This window comes from Arthrobacter sp. Soil762 (genome assembly GCF_001428335.1).
Lineage (GTDB): Bacteria > Actinomycetota > Actinomycetes > Actinomycetales > Micrococcaceae > Arthrobacter.
Genome location: NZ_LMSG01000021.1, coordinates 41,687 through 56,528, shown reverse-complemented (window position 1 = coordinate 56,528; position 14,842 = coordinate 41,687). Strand labels below are relative to the sequence as shown.

Annotated in this window: 10 protein-coding genes and 1 tRNA gene; 1 reads left to right on the top strand and 10 read right to left on the bottom strand. The window is 65.4% G+C overall.

The window, feature by feature from the left end; all coding sequences use genetic code 11:
- Positions 1-230: 230 nt before the first annotated feature.
- The 7 genes from ASG77_RS17990 to ASG77_RS17960 all read right to left on the bottom strand — a co-directional run bounded on the left by ASG77_RS17990 (position 231) and on the right by ASG77_RS17960 (position 10,026).
- Positions 231-2,903 (bottom strand): LuxR C-terminal-related transcriptional regulator, encoded by a 2,673-nt coding sequence (locus tag ASG77_RS17990; protein WP_327019630.1) that lies wholly within the window; start codon positions 2,901-2,903, stop codon positions 231-233.
- Positions 2,904-2,937: 34 nt separating this feature from the next.
- The gene (locus ASG77_RS17985; protein ID WP_056348078.1) at positions 2,938-5,676 is read right to left on the bottom strand and encodes a LuxR family transcriptional regulator; all 2,739 of its coding nucleotides are present in this window, start codon (positions 5,674-5,676) and stop codon (positions 2,938-2,940) included.
- A gap of 113 nt (positions 5,677-5,789) precedes the next feature.
- The gene (gene pth, locus ASG77_RS17980; RefSeq protein ID WP_056348076.1) at positions 5,790-6,386 is read right to left on the bottom strand and encodes an aminoacyl-tRNA hydrolase; all 597 of its coding nucleotides are present in this window, start codon (positions 6,384-6,386) and stop codon (positions 5,790-5,792) included.
- Positions 6,387-6,465: 79 nt separating this feature from the next.
- Positions 6,466-7,056 (bottom strand): 50S ribosomal protein L25/general stress protein Ctc, encoded by a 591-nt coding sequence (locus ASG77_RS17975; protein WP_056348074.1) that lies wholly within the window; start codon positions 7,054-7,056, stop codon positions 6,466-6,468.
- 327 nt (positions 7,057-7,383) lie between these two features.
- The gene (locus ASG77_RS17970; RefSeq protein ID WP_056348072.1) at positions 7,384-8,364 is read right to left on the bottom strand and encodes a ribose-phosphate diphosphokinase; all 981 of its coding nucleotides are present in this window, start codon (positions 8,362-8,364) and stop codon (positions 7,384-7,386) included.
- Positions 8,364-9,845, bottom strand: coding sequence for a bifunctional UDP-N-acetylglucosamine diphosphorylase/glucosamine-1-phosphate N-acetyltransferase GlmU (gene glmU, locus ASG77_RS17965; protein ID WP_056348070.1), 1,482 nt, complete (start codon positions 9,843-9,845; stop codon positions 8,364-8,366). Before glmU ends, ASG77_RS17970 begins: the two co-directional genes overlap by 1 nt.
- Before the next feature lie 109 nt (positions 9,846-9,954).
- A tRNA-Gln gene (locus ASG77_RS17960) sits at positions 9,955-10,026 on the bottom strand.
- Between the two features lie 149 nt (positions 10,027-10,175).
- Between ASG77_RS17960 and ASG77_RS17955 the strand changes: the two genes are divergently transcribed.
- Positions 10,176-10,802: a TetR/AcrR family transcriptional regulator gene (locus ASG77_RS17955; RefSeq protein WP_056348068.1), complete on the top strand. Its 627-nt coding sequence runs from the start codon at positions 10,176-10,178 to the stop codon at positions 10,800-10,802.
- A 269-nt stretch (positions 10,803-11,071) separates the two neighbouring features.
- Here ASG77_RS17955 and ASG77_RS17950 read toward each other — a convergent pair whose 3' ends face one another.
- From ASG77_RS17950 to rsmA, 3 genes are read right to left on the bottom strand one after another with little or no spacing between them, the layout of a single operon-like run.
- The gene (locus ASG77_RS17950) at positions 11,072-12,898 is read right to left on the bottom strand and encodes an ABC-F family ATP-binding cassette domain-containing protein (RefSeq protein ID WP_056348067.1); all 1,827 of its coding nucleotides are present in this window, start codon (positions 12,896-12,898) and stop codon (positions 11,072-11,074) included.
- A 38-nt stretch (positions 12,899-12,936) separates the two neighbouring features.
- Positions 12,937-13,899 carry a 4-(cytidine 5'-diphospho)-2-C-methyl-D-erythritol kinase gene (locus ASG77_RS17945; protein WP_056348066.1) on the bottom strand — a complete coding sequence of 321 codons (963 nt, stop codon included), beginning with the start codon at positions 13,897-13,899 and terminating at the stop codon, positions 12,937-12,939.
- A complete protein-coding gene (rsmA, locus tag ASG77_RS17940) occupies positions 13,896-14,768 on the bottom strand; it encodes a 16S rRNA (adenine(1518)-N(6)/adenine(1519)-N(6))-dimethyltransferase RsmA (protein ID WP_056348065.1) in 873 nt (290 codons plus the stop codon). The genes ASG77_RS17945 and rsmA overlap by 4 nt, the downstream gene beginning before the upstream one ends.
- Positions 14,769-14,842 lie beyond the last annotated feature (74 nt).

The following is a 14,842-nucleotide window of genomic DNA, read 5'->3' as shown; positions in this document are numbered from 1 at the left end:
GCCCCGCTTCGATCCAGCCCCAGGGGCCGGAAGTTTGCTTCAAAATGAGGCCTGAAAGTCTGTTGGCCGGTCCGCGGTTTTGGTGGCTCCGTGTTTTCCTGCCGCGCTAAGTCAATCGCATGCTGAAGGTCAGCACACGAGTAGGCAGTACTCTACTTTTTTGCACCGGGGCTACGCGTTTCCGGACGTCCGTACGCAAGGTCCCGGACGCATGGCGTCCGTACGCAGGCCTAGTGCGGAAGGGCTGTAGCCAGTTCGTCGCGGCTCCGCACGCCGAGTTTGACGTACGTGCGGTAGAGGTGGCCCTCCACAGTACGCACGGACACCATGAGTCTTTGTGCGATCTCCCGGTCCGTGAGACCTTTCACAGCGAGCTCTACGATGTCCTGTTCCCGGCGGGTGAGGTGCACGCTGGGTGCTGCGGCGATGAAGTGGCCTTCCCGGAACCGCTCGCCCAGTTCGTGGTCGCACTTCTCCCGCAGGGCAACCGCCTGACGGGCCCGCCGGCGCTCACCGGAGCTCTCAAGGACGGTGCTCGACCGCGCGTAGGCTTCCCGCGCAAGGTTAACGAATCCCGCGCCTTCAAGCATGGCTGCCGTTTCCATGATGGAATCGGCGTCCTCGGACTCCCAATGCCCAGCCAGGGTGAGCATTGCCGCGGCCCAGCGGCCTTCGACGCTCCCCGCCAGTGAGTGGACCAACGGGATCACGGAATGGTCGCCCAGGTCCCAGCAGAGAGCCAAGAGTTCCAGGAGTGTCCCGGCCCGGGTGGTCACCTCGGGCGTGGTGGCCAGTGTGTGGAGGCGCGCCAGGCCTTTTCCGTCATGCGCCACATACTCCGATGCCGCTGCCGCGTACGCCCTCGCAAGGAGTCCGTAGCCGGTGGAGCCCTGCGGTGAATCCTTGTAATCCAGCTCAAGCCGGCCGGCCTGGGCGGCGTCGCCGAGCCTCGCCGCTACATAAAACGCCAGCCCGGAACCAAACCGGAACATCTGCAGCGGATCGTTAAGCCTCAGGGTCTCCACCGCCGGCAGCAGCGTTTGGTAGGCGCGTTCCATCCGCCCCTGCCGCAGGAGCGAGTAGCCACGGAGTACCTCGAGGCTGCCGCCGAAATAGGCGACACCCCGCGGCTGCCCGGCAGCATAGTTCGCCAACTCCCGTTCCGCCGAGTCCCACTCCCCCATGGCCAGGTAATCTGCCACCAGGCGGCCAAGGACAAATTCATTGAAGAAGAACACGCCACCCTGCAGTGAGGGAAGTTCCGAGACGGCCAGCAATGCGGCATCCAGCCCCTGGACGGCCCGTCCGGCCGGGGCGAGCGAATGGGCCAGCAGCGCCAGGCCCACGGCACACAGGGCGTCGTCCGTGGCATCGCCGGCGCGGCTGCTCCGAAGTTCCTGGACCTCTGCCTCCAAGGCCTGGTGGTTGCCTGCTTCGCAAAGTTCCAGCAGGCAAAGCAAGCGCTCCTGCCAGGGCCCGGCCAGCGCACCGGCGGTCTCCTGGGAATCCGGCGGCACAGCATCCGGGCCAGCCGTCATGGCGCCTGCGCCCTGAAGCGCTTCACGGGAATCGGCCGCGAATACTGACAACGGCGTTCCCAGAGCCTGGTGTGCCATGGCCCTGAGCATCAGGACCGGAACAGCCCAGGCCCCGTTCCCCAGCTGCAGCCAGCATCCGTCCAGGAGCTTGGCCGCACCCGCAAAGTCGCCTTCATTGAATAAGGCGCGTCCCTGGACGGCCTGTGCCTGCGGCACGAGGTCCGGGTCCGCGACCTTCGCCGCCATCATCCGGCTGCTCCGGTTCCGCGAGTGGACCAAGGCAGTGCCGGCCGCCTCAAGCAGCTCGGGATCGGATATTTTCAATCCACATTCAAGGGCCCATTCCACGGCCCTCATCCTGCCTTCAGACCCTTCGGGAGCGGTTCCCAGCTGATCCTGGATCTTTTCAAGCAGCTGCAGGCTCCGGGACACCGAGATACTTGTGCGGAGCGCCTCGCCGAACACGGAGTTCCAGATCCGGAGATCGGCTGGAATGCCGGAACTTTCCACCATCATCTGCTGGTCCAGCAACGTGCGCACTACTTCAGCGCCAAAAATATCCTCGATCACCTTCCGGCTCACGGGCCCGGCGAGGGCGACAAGTTTCAGGACTTCCTGCTCTTCCGGGCTGCGGCGGAGCATGTCCTTCACCACCACCTCGGCGAGCCTGGGTCCGTCGGCAGGCAACGGGCCCAGCAGCATCCAGATCCCGTTCCGCTTTGCGAGTTCGCCCCGCTCCGCGGCGTCATGCAGCAAGGCATCAAGAATCCGCGGATTTCCGCCAGAGGCGCTCCAGATTGTGTCAATGGTTCCGGAGGGGATTGTTCCATCAAGTGCGTGGGAGAGGACTTCCTCTACCTGCTCCCGGTTCATGGGTCGGAGATCCACACGGTCAGCCAGGCCGTCATACCAGAGCTGAGCGAGCGGCTGAGGCAGCCCGGGCCGCGGCCTGCCGGCAGCAAGCACTGTGGCCCAGCCAGCGGAGATCATGTCGGCCACGATGCTGGCCGTTGCCTCGTCCAGGTGATGGGCGTCATCCATCATCAGAAGCAACGGGGTATCCCTGCCGGCTTTCAGCTTCTCAAAGTACCTCCACACGGACCGCAGCACAGCCACCGAAGACACGGAGTCTTCGGCCGTCAGCTCCGCCGTGTAGGGCGCCAAAACTCCAAAGGGAACGCCGGACAGCGACGAACTTCCATGGATCTGAACAATAATCATCTCCTGGGAAAGCCGCTCGGTGATGGCCTCGGTCAGCGTTGACTTCCCGATGCCCGGGCCCGCCATGAGGAACACGGCCTGGCTCGTGCGGCTGCGAATGATGTTGCAGATCCGGTCCAGCGGCTCACGCCGGCCCGTGAGCAGTCGATATGGCGTTCCCTGTTTGGCAGCGTGGCCGTTAGACGAGTCCAGTCAGATCACCCCTGGATGTAACTCCGAGCTTGGTAAAGACCTGGTAAAGGTGGCCTTCCACAGTGCGCACGGACACGCCCATCTCCACGGCGATATCGCGGTTGGACGCGCCCCGGCCGGCCAGCCGCGCGATCTGCCTCTCCCTGGCGGTCAGCAGCGGGCTGCCGCTGCTCGGCACGATCGGCAGGCTTGCCACGGTGGCTGCGAGGATGTCCAATCGGGCCTGTGCAGTCCTGGCGGAAACCGAATCACCGGCCTGCCGGGCGTAGTCCACGGCCAGCGCCATGCACCGGGCCTCAACGGCATCCAGTTCCAGGGTGGCCGCCAGTTCCCCGCCGGCAAGCAACGTTTTGGCGTCGTGGGTGCGGCTGCCCACGGCGACAAGCCGCGAAATTTCCGCCAAGGGGCCCTGGCGTTGCCCGGCCACTTGTTCCATCAGCCGGAAGTCCGCTTCCGTGCCGTTGACCGTGGCTCCGAGCAGGCTGATCCCGGCCAGGGTGAACCTGCCTGCTGCGATGTCACGGCGGGCTGACTGCTTGAGGCGGGTGGCTGCGTCATTGTCCCCCAGCCATCGGGCGGCCATGTCAGCGCAGAATTCAGTACGGCTCCGGGTGGCATGGTCAGCGGCACCCGCCGTCCGCTGCAGCCGGTCAAGATACTGCCGGGACTGCCCGGCATTGCCGATCTGCGCATACGCGAAGGCGATGGCGGCGTAGGCGGCGCGGAGCAGGCTCTGGACGGGCCGCAGTTCCAGCTGTGCAGCGGCCGAGAGCAGCGAATCAAGGGCAACGGCGCCGCGGCCCGAGTACACGTAGGCGATGCCGGCCGCTAGCTCCGCGGCGGCGCTCCGGTAAGGGAGCCGGTGGAACTCGCGCGCGGAAGGCGGATCCAGGAGGTCGATGCACCGGCGCCATTGCCCTGCCATCAGGAGCACGTTGTACGCCCGGCCGGCGAACCTCTCGCGCAGCCCCACGATGTCGGCAGCGTCCGAGATCTGCCCGCCCAGCTGCCTCATCAGGCTCAGCGCGTCCATTTCCCGCCCGGCCATGGACAGGGCGCTCATGAGGATCACTGCTGAGTTCATCCTGAACCAGGTGTCCGGATTCTGCCCGGGGTCCGCAGCGGCTTCCAGTGCCGTCAAGGCGGAGGCGTAGTCCCCCACAAAAGCCTGGTACTCGAATTCGCTGAGGCTGATCCGGTTGGCCGCAGCAGCCAGCGGCTCCGGCCAGCCCTTCGCGATTCCTGGTTCCACGCCCAGCCGCTCCCGTGCCGTCTGCAGCAGCGCCGGCACCCGGGCGGTGTATTCGGGGAGCCAGACCATGACCCGGGATTTGGCCTCGACCACCCGGGCGAACTCCTCAACGTCCAGGTTGTCCAGCTGCGGCTGGGAAATATCGTCCAGTGCTGCCATGGCCTGCACCGGGAGGTCCATGAGCAGGTACGCTGCCGCTTTCTGCCGCTGGGCAGGCACCCATTGAGGGTCGTTCCGCTTCAGAGTGTCGGCATACTTGAGTGCAAAATGGGGGTCAAAGAGCTGCACTGCGGCTTCGGCGGCGGCCAGCGCCATGGCCGGACTCAGCTCGGCCTCGCATTCCTGGGTCCAGGCGCCGAACGCCATCAGTTCTTCCACCGTCATCGTGGCAGGGTCAGGTTCCTTGCCGCCCAGGAGCAGGCTCCGCAGTTCCCTTCGCCGAGTGATGCTGAGCCAGGAGCGGACAACGTCGCCGAGGTACTTTTCACGCAGTGAAACCCATCGGTTGTCCGAGGAATCGATCTCCAGCAGGCCCGAATCTTCCATGTCAGCCACCACACCGGCACCGTACACTTTGGTCAGCCTGGACAGTTCCACGCTGCGGGCGCACGAGAGCATCTCGATGACATCCCGTTCCTCAGGAGACTTCCGGGTCCACTGGGACCGGACGATGTCGTCGAGGCTGGCCGCGCCGTCGAGCACCACCTTGTCCCGAAGAGTCCAGACGGAGTCCGACAGAACCAGGTTCCCCGAATGCTGCTGCTCGGTTACAAGCGCTTTCAGGAGCAGGGGGTTGCCGCCAACCATGGTGTGGAAAGTGCTGACCAGGGAGGCCGAAACGCGGTGGCCCAGCAGGGAAAGCAGCACCTGGCGGGTCTGCAGCTCATTGAGGTTGTCCAGCCTGACCTCGGTGAGCCGGCGGTCGTTGAGGAGCCAGTGGAAGTCGGCCGGTAGATCACTGACCATAGGCGCCACGGCCACCATGCGGGCGGTCCCGGTCAGGAGGATGTTGAGCAGGACGCCAGCGCTCATATCATCAATGCTGCCGGCGGTGTCCAGGGTGATGACACACTGGCGCCCCGCGGCATCGCTTTTGATGAGCGACGTAATGCCACGGAGAATGGCTGTGGGCGACCCCATGTACGCCTGGGGAAGACGCGCCAGCAGGAATGCCAGGCAACCGTAAGGTGTTCTGCCGGACGACGGTCCGCTGCGCAGCTGCAACGTCCAGATATCCGGGCCAAGGTCGGCGACAGCTGTCCTGGCCAAGGATGACTTACCTACACCGCGTCCGCCGGTGATGACGACTCCCAGGGAGTCGGGGCTGGTCAGGGCGGCGCGGACCGCTTCGAGGTTGGCGCTCCGTGCGGGCACGGACCAACGCTGCGGCTCTGACACGCCTGCAGTGTCGGTGCGCAGCTCAAGGTCGTTGAGCGGTGACCCACGTCCCCAGCTGAGTGGCTCGATTGACATGAACTTGTCCCCTACATCCCACTAAAGCGGGATAAGCCCCATCGCTCCCCCGCTTAGGAAGAAGACTACCCCTTGGCACACGCAGGTAAACAGGGACAGGCGGTTTTTAAGTTTTATTCCTGAACGTCTGACCTGGCGGGATGGAACTTCTGCTGGGCCGCAGTCAGCCCTTCCCTGACCAGCATCTCCACGGCATCAGCCGCCTCATCGAGCACGAACGGAAGGTCCTTGCGCTCTGCAGTGCCAAAATCGCGCAGGACGTAGTCTGCAGTGTCCATCCGCCCTGGAGGGCGGCCCACGCCCACCCGTACCCGGAGGTAATCCTTGGTGGCCAGCGCCTTGGACATGTCCCTGAGGCCGTTGTGGCCGCCCTCACCGCCGCCGCATTTCAGCTTTATGGTGTTGAACGGAATATCAATCTCATCGTGCACCGCGACAACATGGTCAGGGTCAATGCCGTAAAAATTTGCCAGGCTGGACACCGGGCCGCCGGAAACATTCATGTAGCTCATCGGCTTGGACAGCACCACCCGGGGGCCGCCGATCCCCAGCCGTCCTTCGAGAACCTGGGCGCGTGCCTTGTGGGTTTTGAACTTGCCACCCATCCGGCCCGCGAGTTCGTCCAGGACCATCTGGCCGACATTGTGCCGGTTGCCCTTGTATTCGGCCCCGGGGTTTCCGAGGCCAACGATCAGCCAGGTGTCAGTCATTATTCAATCCTAAGGTGGTCCGGACATGGCTGTGGCCGGACCCCGACAGGGCCCGGCCACATATCAAACTGTGCCGTTATTACTCGCCTGCGACTGCGGCTGCGGAGTCAGCCTGTGCCTCTTCCTCAGAGACCTCAGTGGCCTCGGAGATGTGGACAACCAGGGCGTCGGCGTCGGCAAGCAGGATCGAACCCTTCGGCAGGACCAGGTCGGAAGCGTGGATGTGCTGTCCGGCGGAACGGCCTTCGATGTCGACCTCGATGGCGGTGGGCAGGTGGGTTGCCTCAGCCTCAAGGGAGATGACGGTGAGTTCCTGGTTGAAGACGCTGCCCGGAGCCAGTTCGCCAACGATGTGAACCGGGATGTCCACAGTGACTTTTTCGCCCTTGATGACAGTCAGGAGGTCGATGTGCTCGATGATCTGCTTGATCGGGTCGCGCTGGACGTCCTTGACCAGGGCCAGGTGCTCTTCGCCGTTGACGTCCAGGGACAGCAGGGCGTTGGCTTTGCGGACTGCAAGCGTGGTGGCCTTGGCCGGAAGCGTGATGTGAATCGGCTCGGCGCCGTGGCCGTAGATGACGGCGGGGATCAGGCTGGCCATGCGCGCGCGGCGGGCGAAGCCCTTGCCGAATTCGGTGCGTACTTCTGCTGCGAGCTTCTGCTCAGACATGTGTATCTCCTCGGAAGACTAAACGGTGTTCAGCAAGGGCGGAGGTCTGTTACGACCTTCAACGCCGGGCGGCCGTGAGGCGGCCCTTCCAGAAGGGAGATTCAGACCCAGTCGATAACGGAGACCTGCAGTCCGGTTTCCCGGATGCTCTCCCTCGCCAAGGTATCGTGAAAAAGCTTACCAGCGCCGGGCCAAATTACTGAAAACGGCGGTGGTTGAACCTGATTGCAGTGGTTGAGCCTGTCGGGTTTCGACGGTCCCCACCAGCCCCCTAAGCTCGCAAGCTCGCTCAGGTAACCCTGCTGGCGTGGGCCCATCCCAGTGTCGTCAGGCGTTGCCGTCGAACAGGCTGGTGACCGAACCGTCGTCGAACACTTCGCGGATGGCGCGGGCGATCAGCGGTGCGATGGACAGCACTGTCAGCTGCGGGAACTGCTGATTCGCAGTGAGGGGCAACGTGTTGGTGACTACCACTTCGCGGGCGCCGGACTCGGAGAGCCGCTGGGCCGCGGGCTCGGAGAAGACAGCGTGCGTCGCGGCGATGATGACGTCCTTCGCCCCGGCGTTCTTCAGGACCTGGACCGCTCCGGAAATGGTGCCGCCGGTGTCGATCATGTCATCGATCAGGACGCAGGTCCGGCCCTCGATCTGGCCCACGACAGTCTTGGAGACGGCTTGGTTGGGAACGGTGAGGTCACGGCTCTTGTGCACAAACGCCAGCGGCGCTCCGCCCAGGCGTTCGGCCCACTGCTCCGCGACGCGCACGCGGCCCGTGTCCGGGGACACCACGGTGACGTTGTCGGCGGCGACGCGGGTACGGATGTAATCGGCCAGGAGCGGGATGGCCATGAGGTGGTCCACAGGCCCGTCGAAGAAACCCTGGATCTGCGAGGTATGCAGGTCAACGCTCATGATGCGGTCAGCGCCGGCGGTCTTGTACAGGTCCGCCACCAGGCGGGCGGAAATAGGCTCGCGTCCGCGACCCTTCTTGTCCTGCCGCGCATACGGGTAGAACGGGGACACCACGGTGATGCGCTTGGCGGAGGCCCGCTTCAGCGAATCGATCATGATCAGCTGTTCCATGAGGTGGTTGTTCAGCGGAGCCGGGTGGGCCTGGATGACGAACGCATCGGTTCCCCGGACGCTTTCGCCCGCGCGGACGTAAATCTCCCCGTTGGCGAAGTCGTAGGCATCCACGGGCAGCAGCTCGGTACCCAGCTCCTTGGCGATTTCCCGCGCCAGTTCGGGGTGCGCCCGCCCAGCGGCAAGCACCAGCTTCTTCTCGCCGCGTGCCGTAATTTCGCTCATTATCGCTGGTCCTCTTCTGTCGATGCTGGGGTATGTGAGGAATCTGAGGCGGCGGCCTGCGCCAGTTCCGCCGAGCGTGAGCCGGGGCGGTTGGCCACAACCCAGCCCTCGTCGTTGCGCTGCGCTGCAACGGACACGACGAGCGCCCCTGCCGGGACGTCCTTGCGGATCACCGCGCCGGCGCCGCTGTAGGCACCGTCCCCCACGGTGACCGGTGCAACAAAGACTGTGTTGGAACCTGTGCGGACGCCCGAGCCGATCACCGTGCGGTGCTTCTTCTCGCCGTCGTAATTGGCCGTGATGTTGCCGCAGCCGATGTTGGTGTCCTCGCCGATTTCGGCGTCGCCGGCGTAGCCGAGGTGGGAAAGTTTGGAGCCGCGGCCAATCGTGACGTTCTTGGTTTCGTAGAACGCACCGATCTTGCCGGTGTCGCCGAGCACTGTGCCGGGACGCAGGTAGGTGAAAGGGCCGACGGCGGCGTCCGCGCCGATCACGGCACCGGAACCGTGGGTGCGGGTCACCTTGGCGCCCTCGCCGATGCGGACATCGGTCAGGGTGGAGTCGGGGCCGACGACGGCGTCCCTCGCCACGGTGGTGGCGCCGTGCAGCTGCGTGTTCGGCAGGATGCGGACGTCCTCATCCAAGGCGACGGTGGAATCGATCCAGGTGGTGGCGGGGTCAACCACTGTGACGCCGGCGCGCATCCAGGCTTCAACGGTGCGGCGGTTCAGTTCCGCGCCGAGGGCGGAGAGCTGCACACGGTCGTTGGCGCCCTCCACCTGCCAGCGGTCCTCGGTGACCACGGCGGCAACCCGTCCGCCCGACTGCCGTGCGAGGCCCAGCACGTCGGTGAGGTACTTTTCGCCCTGCGAATTGTCGGTGGTGATGTGGACCAGCGCGTCACGGAGGACATCGGCGTCGAAGGCGTAGATCCCGGAATTGACCTCGCGGATCAGGCGTTCGGTTTCCGTTGCATCCTTGTGCTCGCGGATGCCGGTCACGGAGCTGTCATCTCCGCGGAGAATGCGTCCGTAGCCTGTGGCATCATCCAGCAGCGCGGTGAGCACGGTGACGGCATTGGCCTCCCGCTCATGTGTGGCCACCAGGTCGGCCAACAGGCTGCCGGTCAGGAGCGGAACATCACCGTAAGTGACCACGACGGTGCCTGCGAGTTTTTCCTGGGCGTCCAGTGCCTGCACGGCCACCTCAACGGCGCGGCCGGTGCCGGGGACGTCGTCCTGGTCCACGATCAGGGCTTCGGGGTCCAGCTGGTTCAGGTGGCGGGCAACCAGATCCCGCTCGTGGCGGACCACCAGGGCCAGCCGTCCGGGGTTTATGCTGCGGGCTGCCAGCAGGGCGTGGCCCACCATGGACCGGCCGCCGATTTCGTGCAGGATCTTCGGGGTACGGGATTTCATCCGGGTACCGGCGCCTGCTGCCAGAACAATGACGGCGGCTGGGCCGGTATTCTCGGGGATCACGTACGGGTTCTCCTTGCTTGGTCGCGCGTTGCGCTGGGCGCGGTGCCTGTCCGCCAAAATTCACGGCGGGGCACCGAGTTCATCCTACTGGACGGTCTTCGCACAGCAGTTCCGCCCATAGGATTCGAACCTATACTCCACGGCTCCAAAGGCCGGGGTGCTGCCATTACACCAGGGCGGACCATGCCACAGGCGCAAAGGCCAAGGCACAAGTATTTATTTTGCCATGGCTTCAGGGCAGCCCGCGACATTGGCAGGAATCACGGCAGCCAGGCCAGTGCACCGCCACCGGTTCCAACTGTTTCAGCAGCGCTAGGGCATGATGGAAATGTGAGCAACAACCCACCCCGGACACGAATGACAGGCGTACAGCGGCGCAGCCAGCTGGTCGACGTCGGCCGTGGCCTTTTTGCCGCTCGCGGGCTCGACGGGACCACCATTGAGGAAATCGCGGCCTGCGCCGGCGTTTCCAAGCCCGTGATCTATGAACATTTCGGCTCCAAGGAGGGCCTGTACACGCAGGTGGTGGACTTCGAGTTCCACATTCTGTTGGACTCGATCACCTCTGCCCTGACCGAAGAAGGCAAACCGCGCATCCTGGTGGAACGCGCCGCCCTGGCCCTCCTCACGTACATCGAGGACCGGGCGGAGGGCTTCCGGATCCTCATGCGCGACGCACCGCCATCGCAGCCCGAAGGCGCTTTCTCCACCCTGCTGTCCCAGGTCACCGCCCGCGTGGAACACATCCTGTCCGACGAATTCCACCGCCGCGGCTTCAGCGCCCAGGACGGCGCGATGTACGCCCAGATGCTCGTAGGCATGGTGGCCATGACCGGCCAATGGTGGCAGGACAGCCGCCAGCCCGACAAACAAACCGTCGCCGCCCACCTGGTCAACCTCGCCTGGAACGGCCTCACCGGCCTCCAAAAAGTCCCCGAACTAAAGTCTGACGGTTAGTCTCCCGGGCACTTGGTGGTGGTCATGGTCGCGGCGCAGTGACCCTTCGCCGCTATTTGCCGAAGTTCCGTTCAGGGACGCCTACGGTTCCACGGCGGTGAGGTGACGTACCTCGCTGGAGGCGGTCCTTCCGAAAGGAGCGCATCGCGGCACATCGGAGCGCGCAGGTCGCCCAGCGACCGAAGCGCTCCCTATGGGCCGTGTCTAAGCGACGCGGAAGGGCCGGCTCCGGCACCCAACCCAACTAGCGCCGGGCTACTCGGGGCAGCCTATTCGCCGAGGACTTCCAAGGCTTCCATCCATTCGAGTTCCAGGGCTTCGCGGTCGGTGGCGAGGTCCTTGAGTTTTTTGTTCTGGTCGGCGAGGGCGTCGAAGTCGGATGCCGCGGTGCTCTTGACCATCTGGTCGTGGATCTTCTTTTCCTGCTGCTCCAGTTTGCCCAGCTGGCGCTCGATCCGGTTTTTGGCCTTCCGGGCGTCGCGCTTTTCGGCTTCGGAGGAGCCGGAGGCCGCGGGGGCGGAGCTGCCGCTCGGACCCGTGACGGGGTTGCCGCCGCCGGTGATGGTGGAGCCGGCCAGAGCCCCTTCGCGGAGTTCGAGGTACTGGTCCACGCCGCGTGGCAGGGCGCGGATCTTGCCGTCGCCCAGCAGCGCCATCTGGTGGTCCGTCACGCGCTCCAGCAGGTAGCGGTCGTGGCTGACCACAACGAGCGTGCCCGGCCAGCCGTCAAGGACGTCTTCGACCGCGGCAAGGGTATCGGTGTCGAGGTCGTTGGTGGGCTCATCGAGCATCAGCACGTTTGGCTCCCCCACCAGCAGGCGCAGAAGCTGGAGGCGCCGGCGCTCACCACCGGAGAGGTCCCTGACCGGGGTCCACTGCTTCTCGTTGGTGAAGCCGAGCTGCTCCACGAGCTGGCCCGCCGTGAATTCCTTGCCGCCCACATTGAAGGACCGCTTTTCGCGCTCGATGACTTCGATCACGCGCAGGTCCGAGACGTCGTCGAGTTCTTTGACCTCCTGGGTCAGCACGGCGGTGACCACGGTCTTGCCGCGCTTGACCTTGCCGGATGACGGCTCAATCTCGCCGTTGAGGAGTTTCAGCAGGGTGGTCTTGCCGGCGCCGTTGACGCCCACGAGGCCCAGCCGCTCACCGGGCGCAAGCCGCAGTGTGATGTTGTCGAAGAGTTTCTGGCCGGGGTCGCCGCCGAGGAAGTCGAGCGAGACGTTCTCGAGGTCCAGGACGTCCTTGCCGAGCCGGGCGGTGGCCATCTTGCTCAGGGCTGTGGAGTCGCGCGGCTCGGGGACGTCCGCGATGAGGGCGTTGGCGGCCTCGATGCGGAATTTCGGCTTGGCCGTGCGGGCCGGAGCGCCGCGGCGCAGCCAGGCGAGCTCCTTCTTCACGAGCATCTGGCGCTTGCCTTCCATGACATTCGCCGCGCGGTCACGCTCGGCGCGGGCCAGGACATAGGCCGCGTAGCCGCCGTCGAACGGGTCCATGATGCCGTCGTGGATTTCCCAGGTTTTGGTGCAGACTTCGTCCAGGAACCACCGGTCGTGGGTGACCACCAGGAAGGCGCCCTGGTTGGCCCGCCACCGGGTCTTCAGGTGCCTGGACAGCCAGGCGACACCTTCGACGTCGAGGTGGTTGGTCGGCTCGTCGAGCATGATGACGTCGTGGTCCTCGATCAGCAGCTTGGCAAGTGCCACCCGCCGCTTCTGCCCGCCGGAGAGGGCATGGACGTTGGCATGCCAGTCGACGTCGGACACCAGGCCGCCCATGACTTCGCGGATCTGGGGGTTGCGGGCCCATTCGTAGTCGGCCTGGTCGCCGACGATCGCCGCGCCGACCGTGAGGTCGCCGTCGAGCACGTCGCTCTGGTCAAGGTAGCCGATGTTGACTTCGCTGCGCTTGGTCACGCGGCCGGAATCCGGGGTTGAGCGCATGGCCAGCAGGCGCATCAGCGTGGACTTGCCGTCGCCGTTCCGGCCCACCATTCCGATCCTGTCACCTTCCTCGAGTCCGAGGGTGATGCCGTCCAGGACGGTGCGCGTTGCGTACGAAACCGTAAGGTTTTCGCCGCCAAGAAGGTGTGCCAAGAGGACTGCTTTCTGCTGCTCAATAAGGAAGGGGGCTCTTAAAGGAGAGTATCGGAGATGATGCGCGCGCCGTGCACGGGCCCGTGGACAGGGAACGCCGTCAGCCCGTAGTGCCGCAGGTCCTCCGCCAGGTTTTCGGCGGCAGCCGGATTGTGGGTCAACAGCGCCACGGTGGGTCCGGAACCGGACACGATTCCGGCCAGGGCGCCGAGCGCTTCACCCCGTCCCAGCGTATCGCGGAGCGCCGGGGAAAGTTCAATGGAGGCCCGCTGCAGATCGTTCACCAGGACCCGGCTGAGGGCATCGGCGTCCCCGCTCCGCAGCGCCTGCAGGATCTTGGGATCCACGGCCGTAGGCTCGGCAATGTCCAGCCCTTCGGCTTCGCGGAGCCGGTCCAGGGTGCGAAAGACTTCCGGGGTGGGCAGTCCATAGTCCGCAGCCACGAGGACCCAGTCGGTTTGGGCTTTGGCCAGGGCCGGCGAAAGGTCATCGCCGACGCCGAGCCCGACGGCGGTTCCGCCGAGGAGGGAGAACGGGACGTCGGCACCCAGTTCGGCGGCCAGGTGTGCCAACTCGTCCCGCGACAGTCCGCTGTTCCACAGCGCATCGCAGGCCAGCAGCGTGGCCGCGGCATCGGCCGAGCCCCCGCCCATGCCCCCGGCCACGGGGACCCGCTTGGTGATTTCGAGGTGCACTCCGGTGGAATGCTCGGAGACATCGGCCATGATCGCCGCGGCCTTGTAGGCCAGGTTGTTCTCATCCAGCGGAATTTCCACGTCGTCCAGGTCCAGGGTGCTGTCAGGGCTGATGCTGACGGTGATCCCCGGCGCCTCCGTGCTGGTGGCGGCCACTTCCTCGTAGAGGGAAACTGCCAGGTAGACGCTGGCAACGGAGTGGTAGCCGTCCGCGCGCAACGGTCCCACATCCAGGGAAACGTTGACTTTGCCGGGCGCCTTCACCCGGACCGTCCGTGCGGGAAACTTCCCGGCGGGTGCGTTCACGCCCCGGCCTCGCGGGCTTCGGCAATCCGGGCGAAAGCGTGGATGTCGAGGACTTCGCCCCGGTCCGATGGAGCAACTCCGGCGGCGATAAGGCAGCGCTCGGCTTCCGGGGCGCCGCCGGCCCAGCCGGCCAGGGCGGCGCGCAGCGTTTTCCGTCGCTGGGCGAAGGCGGCGTCGATCACCGCGAACACCTGCTCACGGGTGGCGGTTGTTTCAGGCGGTTCCCGCCGGGTGAAGGCCACGAGTCCGGACTGGATCTTCGGCGCCGGCCAGAAGACGTTCATGCCGATCACGCCGGCCTTGCGCATGCTGCTGTACCAGGCCGCCTTGACCGAGGGCACCCCGTAGGTCTTTGATCCGGGCCCCGCAGCCAGCCGGTCAGCCACCTCGTCCTGGACCATGACCAGCCCGTGCTGCAGGCTGGGGAAGTGCTGGAGCAGGTGCAGGACCACCGGCACGGCCACGTTGTAGGGCAGGTTTGCCACAATGGCGGTGGGCTCAACCGGGAGGGACGTCACCTTCATGGCGTCCGCCTGGACCAGGTGGAAAGAGTCCGCCGCTTCAGGGCGCCACGCCTTGACGGTTTCGGGCAGTTTCGCCGCCAGGACCGGATCGATTTCGACGGCGACCACCGTCTGCGCGGCGTCCAGCAGGCCCAGGGTGAGCGAACCAAGGCCGGGTCCGACTTCCAGCACGGTCTCGGTTGGCCCGATGTTGGCAACCGAGACGATCCGGCGGATGGTGTTGCCATCGATGACAAAGTTCTGGCCCAGGGTTTTGGTGGGCCGGATACCGATTTCTTCCGCCAGCCGGCGTATGTCGGAGGCACCGAAGAGGGGTGCGGGCGCGGCGGCAGTCGGTTCAGTCACCTAGGTATCCTATCCCGGCCGCCGTGACGGGCCATCCGCTAACCGGGCGGATCATGCGTGTTACGCGGTGTGCG